At 61.2% G+C, this 17,883-nt stretch carries 20 protein-coding genes; 9 read left to right on the top strand and 11 right to left on the bottom strand.

The genetic code is table 11. From position 1 onward, the window contains the following. Positions 1-120: 120 nt before the first annotated feature. The 6 genes from dmeF to SOP97_RS04665 all read left to right on the top strand — a co-directional run bounded on the left by dmeF (position 121) and on the right by SOP97_RS04665 (position 5,474). Positions 121-1,128, top strand: coding sequence for a CDF family Co(II)/Ni(II) efflux transporter DmeF (dmeF, locus tag SOP97_RS04640; RefSeq protein ID WP_322948380.1), 1,008 nt, complete (start codon positions 121-123; stop codon positions 1,126-1,128). A 277-nt stretch (positions 1,129-1,405) separates the two neighbouring features. Continuing rightward, a complete protein-coding gene (locus tag SOP97_RS04645; protein ID WP_322948381.1) occupies positions 1,406-2,797 on the top strand; it encodes a PhoH family protein in 1,392 nt (463 codons plus the stop codon). Positions 2,798-2,935: 138 nt separating this feature from the next. Then, positions 2,936-3,424 carry a cyclic pyranopterin monophosphate synthase MoaC gene (gene moaC, locus SOP97_RS04650; protein ID WP_322948382.1) on the top strand — a complete coding sequence of 163 codons (489 nt, stop codon included), beginning with the start codon at positions 2,936-2,938 and terminating at the stop codon, positions 3,422-3,424. Continuing rightward, positions 3,421-3,663 carry a MoaD/ThiS family protein gene (locus tag SOP97_RS04655; RefSeq protein ID WP_322948383.1) on the top strand — a complete coding sequence of 81 codons (243 nt, stop codon included), beginning with the start codon at positions 3,421-3,423 and terminating at the stop codon, positions 3,661-3,663. The genes moaC and SOP97_RS04655 overlap by 4 nt, the downstream gene beginning before the upstream one ends. 156 nt (positions 3,664-3,819) lie before the next feature. Then, positions 3,820-4,278: a molybdopterin synthase catalytic subunit MoaE gene (moaE, locus tag SOP97_RS04660; RefSeq protein ID WP_322948384.1), complete on the top strand. Its 459-nt coding sequence runs from the start codon at positions 3,820-3,822 to the stop codon at positions 4,276-4,278. A gap of 419 nt (positions 4,279-4,697) precedes the next feature. Continuing rightward, positions 4,698-5,474: an ABC transporter substrate-binding protein gene (locus SOP97_RS04665; RefSeq protein ID WP_322948385.1), complete on the top strand. Its 777-nt coding sequence runs from the start codon at positions 4,698-4,700 to the stop codon at positions 5,472-5,474. 34 nt (positions 5,475-5,508) lie between these two features. Here SOP97_RS04665 and SOP97_RS04670 read toward each other — a convergent pair whose 3' ends face one another. From SOP97_RS04670 to SOP97_RS04705, 8 genes are all read right to left on the bottom strand, one after another. After that, positions 5,509-5,928 (bottom strand): group II truncated hemoglobin, encoded by a 420-nt coding sequence (locus tag SOP97_RS04670; RefSeq protein ID WP_322948386.1) that lies wholly within the window; start codon positions 5,926-5,928, stop codon positions 5,509-5,511. Between the two features lie 83 nt (positions 5,929-6,011). After that, the gene (locus SOP97_RS04675) at positions 6,012-6,935 is read right to left on the bottom strand and encodes an FAD:protein FMN transferase (RefSeq protein ID WP_322948433.1); all 924 of its coding nucleotides are present in this window, start codon (positions 6,933-6,935) and stop codon (positions 6,012-6,014) included. Then, positions 6,925-9,102 carry a PepSY domain-containing protein gene (locus SOP97_RS04680; RefSeq protein WP_322948387.1) on the bottom strand — a complete coding sequence of 726 codons (2,178 nt, stop codon included), beginning with the start codon at positions 9,100-9,102 and terminating at the stop codon, positions 6,925-6,927. The genes SOP97_RS04675 and SOP97_RS04680 overlap by 11 nt, the downstream gene beginning before the upstream one ends. Positions 9,103-9,117: 15 nt before the next feature. Then, positions 9,118-9,585 (bottom strand): DUF2271 domain-containing protein, encoded by a 468-nt coding sequence (locus SOP97_RS04685; RefSeq protein ID WP_322948388.1) that lies wholly within the window; start codon positions 9,583-9,585, stop codon positions 9,118-9,120. A gap of 255 nt (positions 9,586-9,840) precedes the next feature. Beyond that, a complete protein-coding gene (locus SOP97_RS04690) occupies positions 9,841-10,470 on the bottom strand; it encodes a helix-turn-helix transcriptional regulator (protein WP_322948389.1) in 630 nt (209 codons plus the stop codon). Between the two features lie 79 nt (positions 10,471-10,549). Beyond that, positions 10,550-11,677 (bottom strand): NAD(P)/FAD-dependent oxidoreductase, encoded by a 1,128-nt coding sequence (locus tag SOP97_RS04695; RefSeq protein ID WP_322948391.1) that lies wholly within the window; start codon positions 11,675-11,677, stop codon positions 10,550-10,552. Continuing rightward, on the bottom strand, positions 11,677-12,630 hold the full coding sequence (locus tag SOP97_RS04700) for an ornithine cyclodeaminase family protein (protein WP_322948392.1): 954 nt from the start codon (positions 12,628-12,630) through the stop codon (positions 11,677-11,679). Before SOP97_RS04700 ends, SOP97_RS04695 begins: the two co-directional genes overlap by 1 nt. 99 nt (positions 12,631-12,729) lie before the next feature. Beyond that, positions 12,730-13,677, bottom strand: coding sequence for a GlxA family transcriptional regulator (locus tag SOP97_RS04705; RefSeq protein WP_322948393.1), 948 nt, complete (start codon positions 13,675-13,677; stop codon positions 12,730-12,732). A 118-nt stretch (positions 13,678-13,795) separates the two neighbouring features. On the opposite strand from SOP97_RS04705, the gene SOP97_RS04710 reads away from it, so the two are divergent. The 3 genes from SOP97_RS04710 (at position 13,796) to SOP97_RS04720 (ending at position 15,626) form a co-directional block, all read left to right on the top strand. Further along, positions 13,796-14,266, top strand: a complete 471-nt coding sequence (locus SOP97_RS04710) for a nuclear transport factor 2 family protein (protein ID WP_322948394.1) — start codon at positions 13,796-13,798, stop codon at positions 14,264-14,266. A 37-nt stretch (positions 14,267-14,303) separates the two neighbouring features. Continuing rightward, positions 14,304-14,624, top strand: coding sequence for a GIY-YIG nuclease family protein (locus tag SOP97_RS04715; RefSeq protein ID WP_322948395.1), 321 nt, complete (start codon positions 14,304-14,306; stop codon positions 14,622-14,624). A 66-nt stretch (positions 14,625-14,690) separates the two neighbouring features. Beyond that, positions 14,691-15,626 carry a glutathione S-transferase family protein gene (locus SOP97_RS04720; protein ID WP_322948396.1) on the top strand — a complete coding sequence of 312 codons (936 nt, stop codon included), beginning with the start codon at positions 14,691-14,693 and terminating at the stop codon, positions 15,624-15,626. A gap of 42 nt (positions 15,627-15,668) precedes the next feature. On the opposite strand, the gene SOP97_RS04725 is transcribed toward SOP97_RS04720, so the two are convergent. Genes SOP97_RS04725 through yejK form a run of 3 tightly spaced genes read right to left on the bottom strand, consistent with a single transcriptional unit; the run spans position 15,669 to position 17,873 of the window. Beyond that, positions 15,669-15,986, bottom strand: coding sequence for a glutaredoxin family protein (locus SOP97_RS04725; protein ID WP_322948397.1), 318 nt, complete (start codon positions 15,984-15,986; stop codon positions 15,669-15,671). A 58-nt stretch (positions 15,987-16,044) separates the two neighbouring features. Then, a complete protein-coding gene (locus SOP97_RS04730; protein ID WP_322948398.1) occupies positions 16,045-16,863 on the bottom strand; it encodes a polyphosphate kinase 2 family protein in 819 nt (272 codons plus the stop codon). Positions 16,864-16,865: 2 nt separating this feature from the next. Next, positions 16,866-17,873 carry a nucleoid-associated protein YejK gene (yejK, locus tag SOP97_RS04735; RefSeq protein ID WP_322948399.1) on the bottom strand — a complete coding sequence of 336 codons (1,008 nt, stop codon included), beginning with the start codon at positions 17,871-17,873 and terminating at the stop codon, positions 16,866-16,868. Between the last annotated feature and the right edge of the window lie 10 nt (positions 17,874-17,883).

A 17,883-nucleotide genomic window follows, 5' to 3' on the forward strand; every position in this document is an offset into this window, starting at 1 on the left:
GAAGCTGATGGCGGCGGAGACTACCTATAAGGTCGATTAGCGTTGTGGCTTGACCCCGGGGCCGCCACGGGGTTGTAGTTTGTTCAGGCCTGTTACCGCTTAATCCTTCAAGGAGCCGCCATGACCGCCTGCAATCATTCGCGCTGGGAACCGTCCCACGACTATCGCCCGCTGGAAATTACCGCAGAACGCCAAGCCTGGCGCGTGGCGGCACTGACTGGGGTGACCATGCTGGTGGAGATTGTCGCCGGCTATGCCTTCAACTCCATGGCGTTGCTGGCGGACGGCTGGCACATGGCCTCGCATATGCTGGCCATTGGTTTGGCGGCGCTGGCTTATCTGTTGGCCCGGCGTTATGCCCACGACCCACGCTTTGCCTTCGGCACTTGGAAGATTGAGGTGTTGGCCGGTTTTGCCAGTGCCTTGCTGCTGGTTGTGGTGGTGACGATGCTGGCATTCGAGTCGCTGTGGCGTTTATGGCAGCCGCAACCCATTAAGTTCGACATGGCGTTGTGGGTGGCGGTGATTGGCTTGTTGGTCAATCTGGCCTCCGCCTGGTTGCTGCGCGACAGTCATGAACACGCCCACGGGCATGCTCATGGCGATCACGATCACGATCACGATCACGATCACGATCACGATCACGATCACGCGCCAATGCCTGCGGGCAAAGACCTTAATCGCCACGCTGCTTTTATCCACGTGCTGGCCGATGCCCTGACCTCAGTGGCCGCCATCCTCGCTTTGGCTGGCGGCATGTGGCTGGGCTGGGATTGGCTCGACCCGCTGATGGGGGTGATTGGTGCGGTGATTATTGCGGTGTGGGCCAAGGGGCTGTTAATTGAAACCGCCAAGGCGCTGCTTGACCGGGAGATGGACAACCCAATTGTCGAGCGCGTGCGCAGTGCCTTGGCCCAAGAGGCCGATACCGAATTGGCGGATTTGCACGTGTGGCGCGTTGGCCGGGCGCAGTTCGCGTGCCTGGCCAGCGTGGTGACCCATGGCGATCGCTCAGCGGATCGTTACAAGGCTCGCCTGGCGGGGATTGCAGAGCTGGTGCATGTGACCGTGGAGGTCAATCGTTGCGCGGTTGCGCAGGGCGCCGATGAGAAAAATCGGCAGGCGTGAAGGCCGGTTGAATCATCGACTTTAACGGTGCTGGCGCGGTGCGCCAAGCGCTATTTGTCACACTGAAAAATAAACCCCTGAATAGGTAAAAAAACGTTTTTCTGTCATCCAAATAGGAGTAATTAAAAGGCAAGACCGCCGAACCCTGCAGACAGGTGGCGGCCATTGGCCCTCACCTTTTTGCAGCCTGCTCAGCCTCGCCACTGAGCAGCCGGCGGCCCCTCTGCAGCGCAGTTTCACTGCTGCGTTGCTTGGCTACTACAGAAGGTGACCGAGTATGGATGACCACGGACGCGCCAAATCCAACGCCCCAACCCTGTACGCCCTCGACACTAATGTGCTGATCCATGATCCCAATGCGCTGCTGAATTTTCAGGAGCACCATGTCGCCATTCCGATGACCGTACTGGAGGAGTTGGACAAGCTTAAAACCGGCAAGCAGGGCGTCGCTGCCGAATGTCGCCAGGCCATTCGCCTGATCGACAAAATCCTCGGCAGTGCCAGCCCCGAGGAGGTTGAGCACGGCGTCGCGATTCAGCGCGATAAGAGCGGACCGCGCGGCTTTCTGTCGATCCTGATGAGTAAACGCGCGGCGCCCATCACCTGGCTGCCCGAAGACCTCAACGACAACAAAATCATCAACCAACTGGTGGAGCTGAAGGCACGCCGGCCAGGCCTTGATGTGGTACTGGTGACCAAAGACATCAACATGCGCCTCAAAGCGCGCGCCTGCGGCATCGATTCAGAGGATTACCACACCGACCAACTGGTCGACGATATATCGCTGTTGCCCAAGGGTTACCACAACGTCAGTGGCTCCTTTTGGGACCGCGTGGAGAAAGTCGAAACGCGTCAGGGCCATGGCCGTACCTGGCACCAAGTGCAGCTGAGCGAAGACCTGCCGGCCATGCACCTCAACGAGTTCATCATCGACGAGCAGGGCTTTGTCGGCTGGATCAAAGGCATCAAACCGGGTGAGTTGCTGATCCTCGACATGCACCAAGAGCCGCTGATGCATCAGGAAGCCTGGGGCCTGCGGCCGCGCGATATCTATCAGTCACTGGCGCTGTATGCGCTGCTGGATCCGGACATTCATCTGGTCAACCTGACGGGCGCCGCCGGCTCCGGTAAAACCATCCTGGCCCTGGCGGCGGCCATCGAACAAACCATGGTCAGCAAGCGCTATCGGCGCATTATTGCCACCCGTAGCGTGCAGGGGCTGGATCAGGAAATCGGCTTTCTGCCCGGCACCGAGGCGGAGAAGATGGAGCCCTGGCTCGGCGCGATCACCGACAACCTTGAAGCCCTGCATATGGAGGACGAGAACACCCATGGCAGCGTCGACTACATCCTGCAAAAGGTGCCGCTGCAGTTTAAATCCCTCAACTACATCCGCGGGCGCAGCTTTCAGCAGAGCCTGATCCTCATCGACGAATGTCAGAACCTTACCCCGCATCAGATGAAAACCATCATCACCCGTGCCGGCAGTGGTTCAAAAGTGGTGTGCCTGGGCAATCTGGCGCAGATCGATACGCCCTACCTGTCGGCGCCCAGCTCAGGGCTGACTTACCTGACGGAGCGCTTCAAAGACTTCGAGCATGGCGTGCACATTACCCTGCAAGGGGTGCCGCGCTCGATCCTCGCCGAGTACGCCGAAAGCCATCTGTAGCTCACTGGCCGTGCTCGCCCTGCAGGCCTTATGGCTGCAGGGCGAGCGGTGGCTTGATGCTGAATCCCGCGGCATTCATAGGTGCCGTAACCTGACCCCAGGGTTTACAATCGCCGGACACCTGTCTGGAGTCTGCCCGTGTTAACCCATCTTGATTCCCAAGGCCGCGCCAATATGGTCGATGTCAGTGATAAAGCCCTGACCGTCCGTGAAGCCGTGGCCGAAGCCTTGGTGCGCATGCGCCCCGAAACGCTGCAGATGATTAGCCAGGGCGAACACCCCAAGGGTGATGTATTCGCCGTGGCGCGGATTGCCGGCATTCAAGCGGCGAAGAAAACCAGCGATCTGATCCCGCTGTGCCATCCGCTGATGCTCACCAGCGTCAAGGTCGAGCTACTGGCTGAGGGTGCGGATGCCGTGCGCATTACCGCGCGCTGCAAGCTGACCGGGCAAACCGGCGTGGAGATGGAGGCGCTCACCGCCGCCAGCGTCGCCGCGTTGACGATCTATGACATGTGTAAAGCCGTCGACCGTGGCATGGTCATCGAAGGCGTACGCCTGCTGGAGAAAGTCGGCGGCAAGAGCGGCGCCTTCAAGGCCGAGAGTGTGGCGGGAGCAGACGTATGATTCGCGTGCAGTATTTCGCCCGTTACCGCGAGGCGCTGGGGCTGGATGGTGAGCAGTTAAATGCCACGTTCAGCGACCTTGAACACTTGCGCCAACACCTGCTGAGCAGAGGGGGCGTGTGGGCGGTGCTGGCCGAGCAGAACCTGATGTGCGCGCGCAATCAGGAACTCTGCAGCCTGGATGAGCCGCTGCAGGCTGGCGATGAAGTGGCATTTTTTCCTACCGTGACGGGTGGCTAGATCTGTTGTTATCGCGGCTAAAGCCCCTCCCACAAATGATCACGCCTCTGTGGGAGGGGCTTTAGCCGCGACAGACCCTAGGAGGGTTTGAGTGCAGCGCCCCATGTGTCAACTCAGTTTTTGCCTTTGACCCTTTACGCTTCGAGGCCAGTTTTCATGAGCATTCGCGTCCAGTCGCAACCCTTCGATCCAGGCCATGAACTTAACGCCTTACATGCCGCCAATCTGGACATCGGCGCGGTGGTCAGTTTTGTCGGCTATGTGCGCGACTTCAACGAAGGGCGCGAAGTCGGCGGTATGTTTCTCGAACACTTCCCCGGCATGACCGAAAAAGCCTTGGGCAAAATTGCCGAGGAAGCGAAGCAGCGCTGGCCGCTGCTGGGTATTGAGATCATTCACCGCGTGGGGCGCTTGGAGCCGGGCGAGCCGATTGTGTTTGTCGGCACCAGCAGCGCGCATCGCCAGGGCGCGTTCGATGCCTGCAACTTTGTCATGGACTACCTGAAAACCCGCGCACCGTTCTGGAAGAAGGAAGACACCGCCGAAGGCCCGCGCTGGGTCGAGGGGCGTTGCTCCGACCAGGCTGCGGCTGAGCGCTGGAAACCGCAGCCCTAAGAACCTGTTCAAAGTCTGCTGCGCGTCGGCACTGCTGCGTTAAAAACAGGCTCGGAATGCTCATTTACAGCTCGTAAACTCCGCTTCCTCGCCTGTTTTTGCCTTGCATTGCTCTAGCTCGCGAGCCTTTGAACAGGCTCTAAGTCATTTTACCGACGTCGCCTGCGCTGATCGTTCAGTCGTAGCGATGACTTTTGCTTGGTTGACGATTTGTACCTATAAGTCCAGTATGGAATTTAAAGTATAAATCGAGACTGGCAAATGACCCGTCCACGCGTGCGTAACCGCTATCGCTTCCCGCTCAGGTGCGAACCTGCTGCGCCTTTCTTCTGTCTTGCAGCAACCGTCGTTGCCCTGCCGACCTGTGCAGCAATGCCAGCTGGCATGGGCCTGTCACTTTCCCAGTAGGAATCCGCATCATGAAGAAAATCGTCCTGGCGGGCGGCATCGCCCTGAGCCTGATCGCCTCTAGCCTATTCGCGGCAGACAAACCCTTACGTCTGGGTATCGAGGCGGCGTATCCACCCTTTGCTTACAAGGAAGCCAGCGGGCAGATCGCCGGCTTTGACGTGGATATCGGCAACGCCCTATGCTCCGAAATGAAGACCGAATGCCAATGGGTTGAGCAGGAGTTCGATGGCCTGATCCCCTCGCTCAAGGTGAAGAAGGTCGACGCCATTCTGTCGTCTATGACCATCACCGATGATCGGCGTAAATCGGTGGATTTCACCGGTAAGTACTACTACAGCCCCGCGCGCTTGGTGATGAAGGCGGGCAGTGAAGTCGCCGCCGATTTCAGCGACCTCAAGGGCAAGCGCATTGGTGTGCAGCGCTCAACCACCACCGACCGTTTCGCCAGTGCAGTGTTGGCCGCGCGAGGGGTTGAAGTGGTGCGCTACAGCTCGCAGAACGAAATCTATCTGGATCTGATGTCCGCGCGCCTGGACGGCACCCTCGCCGATGCCATCCCGGTGGAGGAGGGCTTTCTGAAAACCGATAACGGCAAGGGTTTTGCCTTCGTTGGCCCAGCCTTTACCGACCCTCAGTATTTTGGTGAAGGCGCCGGTATTGCCGTGCGCAAGGGCGACAGTGAGTTGCTCGGTAAACTGAACGCGGCCATTCAGGCGATTCGCGCCAGCGGCGAATACCAGAAGATTCAGGACAAGTACTTCACCTTCGACATCTACGGCGACTGAGTGCTCGGCATGCATAGCTCGGATGGCATTCGAGCTATGCATGCCGATTACGGCTGGCCTGGACGATGCGCTGAGCCGGTACCCGCAGCTGGGTTAGCAGGTACTCGGCAAACGCTGGCGCATAAGGCTGCAGAGCGATGGCCTGGGCCATGCAATTGAGCCAGCTCTGGCTGAGTTGCTCGGTGATCGGCCACTGGGCATGAAAGGCCGGCAGGGCGATGGAACCGTATTTTTCACTGAACAACCTGGGGCCGCCGAGCCAGCCGCTGAGAAAGCAGGCCAGCTTGTCACTCGCCAGGTGCAGGCTTTCGCCGTGCAGGCGGCGCAGTTCTGCGGCCTCGGGCTGCTCATCCATCAATCGATAGAAATCTGCGACCAGGCGGCGCAAACCCTCGATGCCGCCCGCGGCCTGATACGAGGCGTCGCCTACGCCGTAAATCGCTTGCTGTTGCATCCACTGAACTCCTCGCCAAAGCGCACATTGTAAGGCGGGTAATAGGCATTCGGGCCGCTGTGCGCTGAGCTGTGCTGTCGGCGTTAAAGTCCGACTGTCACTTCGCGCAACCCATCGCCGTCGCGCACGACAAAAATGGCGCTCAAGCCTTTGGCTTTGGCCAGCTGCGCGCCGTGTTCCACGCCAAGCACTATCAGTGCAGTGGCCCAGGCGTCGGCGTACATACAACTGGTGCACAGTACCGACACCGAGGCGAGGTCGGAGAGCAGCGGTGCACCCGTGTATGGGTTCATGGTGTGGGAAAACACCTGGCCGTTCTGTTCACGCCAGTGGCGGTAGTCGCCGGAGGTGGCGATGGCGGTGTTGCTCAGGGCCAGCGAGCCCAGCACTTCGCGTTGGCCTTTGAGGGGTTTTTCCAGTGCGACTGACCATTCGCAGCCATCGGCCTTTACGCCGCTGACGCGCATCTCGCCATCAATGCTCACCAGATAGGAGGTGATGCCATGGCGCGCCAAGCAGCGGGCCATCTGGTCCACGGCAAAACCCTTGGCGATGCCGTTGAGATCCAGGGTCACGGGCGCATGTTTGCGTACCCGAGCGTTCTCCGAGTCGACTTCCAGTACCTCGTGCGCGCTGGGTTGCTTGTCCGGCCAGGTATTGAGCGGCGCGTCTGGGCCAAAGCCGCAAGCGCTGACCAGCGCGCCGACGCCAATCTCGAACGCGCCCTCAGAGTCGGCACTGATGCGCAATGCGCTGCTCAGCACCCACAGCAGCTCATCGGGCACGCTCAGCCATTGGCCGCAGCTGACCGCATTGAGTTGCATCAGGTCGGACTCGGGCTTCCAAGTCGACATTTGCTGGTCAACTTGATCGACCGCCTGTTGCAGCTCGCTGCGGATCACGCTCAGGTCGAGTCCGGCCTGTGCATACAGCACCGCGCTCCAGCGGGTGCCCATGGTGGCGCCACTCAAGTTGTGGCGCTGCGTGGTGTGGGTCTCAGTAGACATCTTCACGGTAGCGTCCTTGTTGGCGGAGTTGTTCGATGTTCAAGCCCAGTTGCTGCAGCAAGGGTTCCAGCACGTTGCGCACCCCGGCTGCCATGTCGCGGGAGCCACACACCAACACCTGCGCGCCCTGTTGCAACAGCGCCAGCAGTTTGTCGGCGTCCTGCAGGAGGCGGTCCTGCACATACATCGGCTTAGATGCCTGGGAGAATGCCAGGCCCAGTTGGCTCAGGCGTCCGTCAGCCAGGTATTCATTCAGTTGCGTTTCATAGAGGAAGTCCGATTGCGCGCTGCGGCCACCCCAGTACAGGTGCAGCGGGCGCTGATTGGCATTCTTGCGGACAAAGCCAATCAACGGCGCCAGCCCAGTGCCGGCGCCCACCAGAATCAGCGGGTGCTGGCCGGCAGTCGGGCGAAACTCGGGGTGCGCTTGGATAACCCCTTCAATACAGTCACCCACCTGCAGCCTATGTAGCAGGCTTGAGCAAACGCCTTCAGGCTGTTTACGCACGCAGATTTCCAGCACGCCATCTTCATCACCGCTGGCAATCGAGTAGAAGCGTGGCGGCAGATCAATACCCGGACGGATAGCCAGCAAGTCGCCGGGCGCGAAGCGGCTGTTGCTGGTAGGCGATACGGCAAAGCGTAAAACGGCGGCCGGTGACTCGCTGCCTTCGCCATAAAGCTCGCAGCTCAGCAGCTGCAACTGTTGTGGGGTTTCGCGGCTGGCGTGCGCAGTGAAGTGCAGGGCAACGCCCAGTTTCTGACCAAGCCGCTGCGCCCACTGGTTGAGCTCGCCCAAGGCATTGCGGTCGATGCGCTGCAAGGGCAGTAACGTCGCTAAGCCCTGTTGTTGCAGGCATTGCTCAACGTGCTCGGCATAGCCGCAAAAGTGCTGAAACTGCGAATCACCAAAGCCCAGTACCGCGACTTGCAGCGTTGGATTCAGCTCGCTGCGCTGTAAACGCCCGAGAAACGCCTTGGCCGAGTCGGGAGCCTGGCCATCGCCATAGGTCGAGGTGAGTAGCAGCAGTTGGTTGGCTTGGCGGTAGTGCGGTTGCAGCTGATTCATGCTGGCGCAATGCACCCGCAGGCCCTGGCTCTGCAATTGTTCCTGCAACTGCCGGGCATAGCCCCAGGTCGTGCCGCCTTGGCTGCCGACCAGCAGAATGATCTGCGCCTGATCGGCCAGCGTGTTATCAGGCCGTGCGCCAGCCAGACGCTTGCGCCGTGCCCAGGAAAGCAGGCCGAAACCGCTGAGAAATAACACGGCCAGGCTGGAGCCGCTGAGGATCAGCGTCCAGAGTGGCGAGTGCGCGCCGGTGTGCAATTCGTAGATGTTTTCGTACAGGCGAGTGGCAAAGCCGTGTTGCTGATAGCTGATCCATTGGCCGGTGCTGGCATTGACGAAGCCTTCACCCGCCGCCGTGCGTACGGTGTAGAAATTGGCATCCGTGTCGCTGGGGAACTCCAGCTCGCGTAAGTCTTGCAGGTCCAGGTTGCGCAGGGCGGCAAGGCTGCTTAGCTCGGCAGCCGGTGCTGAGTAACTGGCGTCTGGATAGGCCGACGAGGCGTCTTGACCATCGTTAATCCAGCCCTGGCTGATTGCCGCTAGATACAACCCACTCAGGGCGAGAATCGCCAGGGCCGGCAGGGTCCAGCGGGCCACGACCATATGCCAGTGAATCAGCCCGCTGCTGGCTGGAATAGGCCGTACTAAGCGGCTCCAACCTCCGAGCCGGCGCGCTAATAGCCAAGCGCCCGTCACTACTAAGATCAGCAAGGCCAGCGCCGCCAGACCACTGAACCAGCGGCCCGGCTCGCCGAGCAGCAACTCGCGGTGCAGGTTGCGCGTCCAGGCAAGCAGGGCGGATGGCTGGTAGGGCGTGATAACCGAGCCGCTGAGCGGATCAACCACCACGGTGCTGTTTTCGTTCGCCGTGCTGAGCGCGACACGCAACTCACCACTGGGTGCCCGCTCGATGCGCTCGATGCCTTGCACCTGGCCGGCAATACGCGCGGCAACATCGGCAACGTTTTCACCGGTTGCTGGCGCCGTTTGCAGGTGTTCAACCAGGGTGCTGCTGGACAACACCAGGCCCGTGGCCGCCGAGACCATCAGCAAGACGCCAAGGAGCAAGCTGAGTACCACGTGGGTGCGTTGCAGCATGAGCGGGCTCCTGGGTTAGAACTGGTAGCTGAAGGTGTTGACGTAGCCTGTTGCGCTACCGGTGGCCGACGAGGGCTGCTGTGTGAGCGGCACTTTTATCTCGGCGCGGTTGTCACGTTTGTCTTCGACGGCGCTGTCGATGCGGATTTCATAGCCGGCATCAATCAGCGCATCTTCGAGCTCGACGGCGACCTCCAGTGTTTGCCCGCTGCCCACGCTGGCGCCAGTGAGGCCGTCGTATTCGGCAGGTTTGTTACCGTCACGCACCCAGTCACGCAGGTGCTTGTAGTACTTGGCCTTCTTGCCGGAGACCCACAGCGTGCGCTGGTAATTGCCCTGCGCATCGGTCACGTAGAACGCCAGGTAGGCCTCGTTACCGCGGTACTCTTTCAAAGTGGTTTGCAGGGTGATTTCGCGGGCTTGGCCCAGCGCGGGCAGCGCCGCTAAACCGGCTAAAGCGAGAGTGAAGGTGGTCTTGTTCATGCTGAGTCTCCAAGAAGGCATGACGCCACCTTAACGACCCAGCCTGAAGCCAAGCTGAACAGCAGAATAGACGGGCTTAAGGACACCTTAAGAATGTTCTGGAACAGGTTTTCCGGTTCAACGTCCGGCCTTTTTTGCAGGCAGGCGGATGGGCCCAAGTAGGCGGTGTGTTGAGCGCTGTTCAGGTGCGCTAAAGAGGGATTGCTGGATGTGCGCCGCCGCGAAGGTCACTGGCCATCTGCGGGTGGCAGCAGGCTACTCGGCCTTGATCTCTTTCAGGTGTTTGTACACCGTCGCCCGGCCCATATTCAGCACGTTGGCGACATAGTTGGCGGCGCTTTTACCTTTGAAGGCGCCTTCGGCGTGCAGGGCTTCGACCAGCTCGCGTTTATGTTCGCGGGTCAGCAGGTTGAGGCCGAGTTGGCGCTGACGCAGCCAGCTGTGCAGGAAGGTGTTGATGCGCTCCTGCCAGTCATCGCGGAACAGCGCGTCGGGCTGCGGCACCAGTTTGCTGGAGGAGAGAAACAGGTCCAGCGCCTGCTTGGCGGTTTCGAACAGCGAGATGTTCAGGTTGATGCACAGCACCGCGATCGGTGTACCGCTGGCGTCACGCAGCACGCTGCTGACCGAGCGGATCTTCTGGCCATCCCAGTTGAGCTTTTCGTAAGGACCGATGGTGCGTTCATCGACCTCGCCGCTGAGCATGTCTTCCAGCGCGGCGTCGTCGCCGATCACCCGCTTGGAGATGTTGTTGGCGATGTAGTCGACTTTCTGCGTGCGAACATCGTGCAGCACCACCTCGGCATGGGGGAAAAACAGCGTGGCGATGGCGTCGGCGATGGTGCGGTAGTTGTCCAGCTCGGGGGAGTGGCGGGGCGGCGTCATGCGGCTAACTCTTCGGGCTCTGGTGGCGTTGCGAGTGTGCCGCAAAGCGCTCGAGGCGTCACCTCGCGCGCGCTCGGCGTTATGTGTTTAGCCGTGCCGGCGAGAGCATGGCCTCGGTTAACCCAAACTGGCGCAAGTGCTCGGGTAACGGCTCGCCGCGCACCAGAGCAGCGCAGGCCATACCCATGGCGGCGGAGGTCTGGATGCCATAACCGCCTTGCGCAGCAACCCAGAAGAAGTCCGCCACCTGCGGGTCGAAGCCGCCCACCAGATCACCGTCGGCGACAAACGAGCGCAAGCCGGCCCAGGTATGCGCCGGGCGCCGGATGCTCAGGTGGGTGTGTTCTTCGATCTGATAAATGCCGAGTGCGATATCCAGCTCTTCTGGTTGCACATCGTGGGGCTCGACCGGGTCAGCGTTGGCCGGCGAGCCGAGCAGCAGGCCGGCGTCGGGCTTGAAGTAGAAGGATTCGTCCAGGCTGACCACGCAGGGCCAGGCCTGGCAATCGATGCCTTCTGGCCCGTCAAAGGTAAAGGCCGCGCGGCGTTTGGGCGTCAGGCCAATGGGCGCGACACCCGCCAGCGCGGCGATTTGGTCGCACCAGCCGCCAGCCGCATTGATCAACACCTTGGCGCGGTATTGCGCGCTGCCGCATTCAACCAGCCAGGCGTCGCCGTCGCGCTGGATGCTCAGCACTTCACGGTGGGTGTGGATTTCGCCACTCTGCTGGCGAATGCCGCGCAGGTAGCCCTGGTGCAGGGCATCGGTGTCGATATCGGCGGCGCTGGGGTCGAGCATGGCGGCCTGCACCTTGTCGCGGCGTAGCACTGGCACCAGCGCGCAGGCTTCGTCAGCGTTCAGCATACGCATCTGCGGCACGTTGGCGCGGCCACTGTCGAATTGGCGCTGCAGTTCTTCGGCGTCACCCGTGAAGTCCACCACCAACTCGCCCCGTGGGGTCAGCAGCGGGTGTTCGGCAAACCCGGCGGGCGGCGCGTCATAAAAAGCGCGGCTGGCGGCAGTCAGGGCGCGCACCTGCGGCGTGCCGTAAGCCACGGTGTAGAGCGCGGCGGAGCGGCCGGTGGAGTGATAACCGGGCAATTGCTCGCGCTCCAGCACAATGGTTTTGCCATGCGCCGCAAGAAAGTAACCGGTGGAAGCGCCGGCGATCCCCGCGCCGATAATCAGGTAGTCCGCCTGCTTCATCAGCATGCCTCCTGCTTGAGTTGGTACAAGGCGTGGGCCAAGGCGACATCTTCCAGGCCCAGGCCGATGGAGCGGAAGAATACCGAGCGGCTGTAGTCCGGGCGAGGGGCTTTAGCGCTGACCAGCTCGGCCAGGTCGCCCTGGATATCGGTGCTGCTCCAACCGAGCTGGCCTGCCAGCAGCATTTCTCCCGCGCTGCTTGGCGTGGTGGCGTGGTAGTCACAGTAAACATCCATGGTCAGCAAACTGGCCGGCGTGACTTCGTGGGCGCGCGGTGCGTTGGTGCTGATCGAGGTGATCAGTGCCGGCTTATCGAGGTCGGCAGGGTCCAGTAACGGCTTGGCTGAAGAGGTGCAGAGCATCACCACGTCGGCGTCGCGCAGGGCATCTGCCTGGCTGGTACAGAGTTCAATACGCGGGTCGAGTTGCCGCAGTTGATGTTTCTGCGCATCAGTCTTGCCGGTTAGGCCGGGTGAGTAGAGGCGAATGCTCTGCCATGGGCGCAGCTGCTTGGCGTAATGCACATGGGCCTGGGCCACGGCGCCGCTGCCGATCACCGCCAGGCGGCTGGCCTGAGGCGCAGCCAGCGCATCCACGGCGACGGCGGTGGTCGCGGCGGTGCGTGCAGTGGTCAGGCTACCCGCGTCACACAGTAGTAACGGCTGGCCGGTCTGCATGGACATCAGCAAGGTCCAGGCGGTGACCAGCGGGCCTTGCTCACGGACGATATAGGGCGAGGTTTTAACCCCGTAAACCCCTGCGCCGGCCAGCACGCCGAGGTAGTTGATAAAGTCGCCGCCGCCATTGGGAAACTCCACCAGCTGCTGCGCCGGTTGCACCGCATTGCCGGCGGCCAGCTCGCGGAACATGGCGACCATGGCCTGGTGCACATCGACCTGGGCAAGCAGCTGCTCGGCTGCGGTTTTATCCAGCACATAGGGGGTGGTCGACATGGGCGGCTCCGTCATGGATTAAACAATTAAATCCATTTTGGACTTTTAGGTATTAATCGACAAGCGCCGACGCGCCAAGTTGATACGCCGCCGCGACGTTCAGCGGGCTTGCCGCAGGCGCTTGCGAAACGCCCCTGGGCTCTCGCCGCAGAGTTGTTTGAACAGCTTGGCGAAGGTGGCGCGGTCCGTATAACCGACGCGTTCGGCGACCTGTTCGAGTGACGCGCCACTGCGCAGGGCGTGCTGTGCGGCGCTGATGTGTACACGTTGCAAGTAGTCGTTGGGCGTCAGCCCGGTGCGGGTCTTGAAGCGCCGTAGCAGGGTGCGCGATGAGCAGTTGGCCTGAGCGGCCAGGCGCTTGAGGTCGATGCGCTCAGCATGATGCTGATGCATCCATTGCAGCAGTGGGGCGAGTGGACAATCGCTGTTGGTGGGCGGCAACAGTGGGGCGAAGCGCGACTGCTGACCGCGCTGAGTATCGAAGACCAGCGCATTGGCCACCTGCTGCATCAACCCGTCGCCGCCATGCTGGGCGATCAGGTGCAGGCACAGGTCGAGCCCGGCATGCGCGCCACCGGAGCTGAGCAGGTGACCGTCCTCGCAGACCAGTTGCTCTATCTGCAGATTGACCTGCGGATAACGCTGCCGAAACTGGCCGGCCAGCGCCCAATGGGTGGTGGCGCGGCGACCCTCGAGTACACCGGCGGCGGCCAGCAGGAAGGCGCTGCTGCACAGGCTGGCCAGTTGTTGATGGGGTGTTCGTTGTGCCAGCCAGGGCAATAGGTCAGCGTTGTCAGCCAGTGTGGTGTCGATGGCGCTGCCGCTGGCGGGCAGCAGAATCAGGTCGGCGCTTTCGGCCAGGCGTAAATCGCCATCGACTTGGATCTGCGCAAAACCGAGGTCGACCGCTTGCCCGTCCAGGCTAAAGCGCTGCAACTGGAACAGCTGCTGCTCGGCCAAGCGGTTGGCCAGGGTGAAGGCATCCATCGCCATACTCAAACTGGAGCAGACGGTTTGCGGGCAAACGTAGAGGGCTATTTTCAGCATGACGGGTTCATGGCTGGCAAGGTTGGCGATTATTGACACAAGACTGTCTTTAGCGCCAATCGCGACTCAGGGTTTTTAGGGCAATACTGCCTGCAGTCGCCTTACGGAGTTCTGCCCAATGAACCATGCTAACGCCGAACTGATCGGCCGCTTCTACCAGGCTTTTCAGCAACTGGATGCCGAGACCATGGCCAACTGTTACACCGAAGATGTGCGGTTTAGCGACCCCGTGTTTACCGACCTGCGTGGTGCGGATGCTGGCGATATGTGGCGCATGCTGTGCGCCAAAGCGCAGGGTTTTACCCTGACGTTCGAGGGCGTGACGGCGGATGATCACAGCGGCCGAGCGCGCTGGGTGGCGACTTACACCTTTAGCCAGACGGGCCGCACCGTGGTCAACCTTATCGAGGCCAGTTTCCGCTTTCGCGACGGCAAGATCTGCGAGCACCGCGATCATTTCGACCTGTGGCGCTGGGCCCGTCAGGCGTTGGGCAGCAAAGGCTTGTTGCTGGGCTGGACGCCTTTTGTGCAGAACGCTATTCGCCAGCAGGCGGGTAAAGGGTTGGCGGCGTTCCAGAGGAATCGCTAAGCTCGGCGACCGTGTTAACTGCCTGCCGATCCGACTGATGCCCGATTCCTCTACTGCGCCTGAGACATCTGCCGCCAAGCCCTGGTTTGTCTACCTGGTGCGGGCAGCCAACGGCGCGCTGTATTGCGGCATCAGTGACGATCCCCATAAGCGCTTTGCCAAGCATCAGAGCGGTAAGGGCGCGCGCTTCTTCCATTCCAGCCCGGCGCAGGCCCTGGTGTATATCGAGGCCTGCGTAGCCAAAGGCGATGCACTGCGCCGCGAGCGAGCGATCAAGGGGCTGGCCAAAGCCGCCAAGGAAACCTTGGTGCTGGCTTACGGCGCTATCGGTGCGGCTGATAACCCACCATCAGGCTAAGCGGGTAGGCCGCTAACGCTTGCGCGGGTAAGCTGCTGCACTACCTGAATCCTTGCGGAGCCTGCCATGCACGAGTTGATCCTGCACCATTACCCGACCTCGCCCTTCGCCGAAAAGGCGCGGTTGATGCTCGGCTTCAAGCAGTTGTCCTGGCGTTCGGTGATGATCCCACCGGTGATGCCCAAGCCTGACCTGACCGCGCTGACCGGTGGCTATCGCAAGACCCCCGTGCTGCAGGTGGGGGCCGATATTTATTGCGACACGGCGTTGATCGCCCGTCGCCTAGAAGCGGAAAAGAACACCCCCGCGCTGTTTCCCGAAGGCCAGGAATTTAACGTCGCCTGCTTCGCCCAATGGGCCGACACCCAGGTGTTTCTGCATGCCGTGAGCCTGGTGTTCCAACCGGAATCCATCGCCGCGCGATTTGGCAAATTGCCGCCGGAGTTTCTCAAGAGCTTTATTGCTGACCGCTCGGCGCTGTTCACTGGCGGCCTGGCGACGCGGGTTCCGCTGGAAGTCGCCAAACACCAGTGGCCGACGCTGATGGCGCGCTTGCAGCAGCAGTTGGAGCGCGAGTCGGGTGACTTCCTGTTCGGTGAGGCCTCGCTGGCGGATATCGCCATGGCCCACCCGCTGTGGTTCCTGCGCGGTACGCCAGTGACGGCGCCGCTGGTCGACGCTTATCCAGCAGTGGCCACGTGGCTGGCGCGGGTGCTGGACTTCGGGCATGGCTCATTCAGCGACATGACTGCAGAAGAAGCCGTTGGCATCGCCCGCGAGGCAACCCCAGCCGCGCTGCCGGATGTCGCCCTGGCTGACCCGAATGGCTTTGCCGTTGGCCAGCAGGTGGCGATTTCTGCCGTCGATTATGGCGTGGATGCGGTAGAAGGTGAGCTGGTCTTCAGCGGCACGGAAGCACTGATTCTGCGCCGCGAAGACCCGCGCGCCGGCACTGTGCATGTGCACTTCCCACGCATCGGTTTTGCCATCAAGGCGCTGTAGAACCTTAATGCCCGGCGCGCTTAGGGCTTTAGGCGCCCGGGCTTAGTACGCGGCCCGCATCGCGCGTGGGTTATAGCCGTGAATCAGGGTGCCGTTGATGTCTATCAGCGGTACGCCGCGGCCGCCGAGGGCCTTGTAGGTGGCATTGCCATTGGCATCCTTCTCGATATCCACTTCCCGATACGCCACGCCGTCGTTCGCCAGTTGTTCGCGGGTCTTGGCGCAATAGCCGCACCACTGCGTGGCGTAAAGCACCACTTCGCTTGGCCGCGCAGCCTGCTCGGGCTGTAACCAGGCGTTGATGTTGTCCCAGTATTGATAGAGCGCCAGTGCGCTTAACAGCAGGATGATTTTCTTCATGGGGCGTTCCTTTGCCTCGCTATTGCGTTGTGGTGCGTGCGCCGGTTGCGCGCGCTGATTAACTGCGCGCCAAATCTGCCAGGCTGAATGGCGCTGGTGTGTCCGGCCAGTCCAGCTGTAACTGTTCCAGCGCGCGGGCCAGCAGGCTGGCCACCAGCCAGTCACGCAACCAGCGGTGATCGGCGGGGATGACATACCAAGGCGCTGCGTCGGTATGGCTGGCGCTCAGTTGCTCGGCCCAGCGCTGCTGGCGCAGGTCGAATTTGCGGTAGGACTGCAAATCGCTGCTGTGTAGCTTCCAGCGCTTATGGGGTTGCTCCAAGCGCTCCTGCAAGCGTTGCTTTTGTTCGTCTTTGGAAATCTGCAAGAAGCACTTGAGTGGCTGAATCGACTGGCTGAGCAATTGCGCTTCGAAGTCCGCAATCGCCTGCTGGCGCGCCGGCAGTTCGGCTGCGCTGCACAGGCCGTCCAGCGGGTCGCTGATCAGCCCTTCGTAATAGCTGCGGTTGAACACGCCGAGCAGGCCCGGTTCTGGCAAGCGGCGCTGGTAGCGCCAGAGAAAATCATGGCGCTGCTCGCAGGCATCGGGCTTTTGAAAGCTGTGAATGCGCAGGCCCTGAGGATCGAAGCTGCTGACCACCCGGCGGATCACGCCGTCTTTGCCGGAGCAGTCAGTGCCCTGCAAGATCAGCAGCAGGGCATTACGGCGGTTGGCCCAGAGCATGCGCTGCTGTTGGTTGAGCCAGGGGCGCAGCTCCGCCATGGCTTGGTGCGCCGTGTGTTTGTCCAGGCCGAATGTACGCGCCGGGTCCTGGCCAAAGGGGGCTGCGGGGTCACACCGACAGCTATCCAACAGGTGGTCAGGCAGGCGTGCCATGGCTAGTTTTTACGGCGTTTGAGTTGATCGGTCAGCTGCGTTGGCAGGTTGCGGATCACCAGGGTATCGCTGCTTTCGTCGTACTCGACCTTTGAGCCGAGCAGGTGCGCCTCGAAACTGATCGACAGGCCTTCGGCGCGCCCGGTAAAGCGCTGGAACTGGCTGATCGTGCGCTTATCGGCCGGGATTTCCGGCGACAGGCCGTAATCCTTGTTGCGGATATGGTCGTAAAAGGCCTTGGGGTGTTCTTCGTCGATCAGCCCTGAGAGCTCAGTCAGGGTCATGGGCTCGCCCATCTTGGCTTGGCTGCTGGCGTAGCTGACCAGGGTCTTGGTTTTCTCGCGGGCTTGCTCTTCGGGCAGGTCTTCGCTTTCGACGAAGTCGCTAAAGGCTTTCAGCAGGGTGCGGGTTTCGCCGGGGCCGTCGACACCTTCCTGGCAACCGATAAAGTCGCGGAAGTATTCCGAGACCTTTTTGCCATTCTTACCTTTGATAAACGAGATGTACTGCTTGGAGTTGGCGTTGTTACGCCACTCGGAAATATTGATCCGCGCCGCCAGGTGCAGCTGGCTGAGGTCCAGGTGTTTGGCGGTGGTCACGTCCAGCGTGTCGGTGACGGCCACGCCATCGCTGTGATGCAGCAAGGCAATGGCCAGGTAGTCGGTCATGCCTTGCTGGTAATGGGCGAACAGCACATGGCCGCCGGTGGACAGGTTGGACTCTTCCATCAGCTTTTGCAGCTGCTCCACGGCCTGGCGGCTGAACGCGGCAAAGTCCTGACCTTCGTCCAGGTAATGCTTGAGCCAGCCGCTGAACGGGTAGGCCCCAGACTCCTCATGGAAAAAGCCCCAGGCCTTGCCCTGTTTGGCGTTATAGCTCTCGTTAAGGTCCGCGAGCATATTCTCGATGGCCTGCGAGGCCGCCAATTCAGTGTCCCGGGCGTGCAATACGGCGGGGGTGCCATCAGGCTTCTTGTCGATCAGGTGGACGATGCAGTGGCGGATCGGCATAGCGGCCTCG

Source organism: Pseudomonas spirodelae, assembly GCF_034653255.1.
In the GTDB taxonomy this organism is placed as follows: Bacteria; Pseudomonadota; Gammaproteobacteria; order Pseudomonadales; family Pseudomonadaceae; genus Aquipseudomonas; species Aquipseudomonas spirodelae.

Coding starts and splice junctions, on each gene's coding strand:
- yejK (WP_322948399.1), bottom strand. CDS start 17,873: ATGCCGATCCGCCACTGCATCGTCCACCTGATCGACAAGAAGCCTGAT.
- SOP97_RS04715 (WP_322948395.1), top strand. CDS start 14,304: ATGCCCGATTCCTCTACTGCGCCTGAGACATCTGCCGCCAAGCCCTGG.
- SOP97_RS04720 (WP_322948396.1), top strand. CDS start 14,691: ATGCACGAGTTGATCCTGCACCATTACCCGACCTCGCCCTTCGCCGAA.
- SOP97_RS04655 (WP_322948383.1), top strand. CDS start 3,421: ATGATTCGCGTGCAGTATTTCGCCCGTTACCGCGAGGCGCTGGGGCTG.
- SOP97_RS04725 (WP_322948397.1), bottom strand. CDS start 15,986: ATGAAGAAAATCATCCTGCTGTTAAGCGCACTGGCGCTCTATCAATAC.
- SOP97_RS04665 (WP_322948385.1), top strand. CDS start 4,698: ATGAAGAAAATCGTCCTGGCGGGCGGCATCGCCCTGAGCCTGATCGCC.
- moaE (WP_322948384.1), top strand. CDS start 3,820: ATGAGCATTCGCGTCCAGTCGCAACCCTTCGATCCAGGCCATGAACTT.
- SOP97_RS04710 (WP_322948394.1), top strand. CDS start 13,796: ATGAACCATGCTAACGCCGAACTGATCGGCCGCTTCTACCAGGCTTTT.
- SOP97_RS04645 (WP_322948381.1), top strand. CDS start 1,406: ATGGATGACCACGGACGCGCCAAATCCAACGCCCCAACCCTGTACGCC.
- SOP97_RS04695 (WP_322948391.1), bottom strand. CDS start 11,677: ATGAAGCAGGCGGACTACCTGATTATCGGCGCGGGGATCGCCGGCGCT.
- SOP97_RS04700 (WP_322948392.1), bottom strand. CDS start 12,630: ATGTCGACCACCCCCTATGTGCTGGATAAAACCGCAGCCGAGCAGCTG.
- SOP97_RS04705 (WP_322948393.1), bottom strand. CDS start 13,677: ATGCTGAAAATAGCCCTCTACGTTTGCCCGCAAACCGTCTGCTCCAGT.
- SOP97_RS04675 (WP_322948433.1), bottom strand. CDS start 6,935: ATGTCTACTGAGACCCACACCACGCAGCGCCACAACTTGAGTGGCGCC.
- SOP97_RS04685 (WP_322948388.1), bottom strand. CDS start 9,585: ATGAACAAGACCACCTTCACTCTCGCTTTAGCCGGTTTAGCGGCGCTG.
- dmeF (WP_322948380.1), top strand. CDS start 121: ATGACCGCCTGCAATCATTCGCGCTGGGAACCGTCCCACGACTATCGC.
- SOP97_RS04670 (WP_322948386.1), bottom strand. CDS start 5,928: ATGCAACAGCAAGCGATTTACGGCGTAGGCGACGCCTCGTATCAGGCC.
- SOP97_RS04730 (WP_322948398.1), bottom strand. CDS start 16,863: ATGGCACGCCTGCCTGACCACCTGTTGGATAGCTGTCGGTGTGACCCC.
- SOP97_RS04690 (WP_322948389.1), bottom strand. CDS start 10,470: ATGACGCCGCCCCGCCACTCCCCCGAGCTGGACAACTACCGCACCATC.
- SOP97_RS04680 (WP_322948387.1), bottom strand. CDS start 9,102: ATGCTGCAACGCACCCACGTGGTACTCAGCTTGCTCCTTGGCGTCTTG.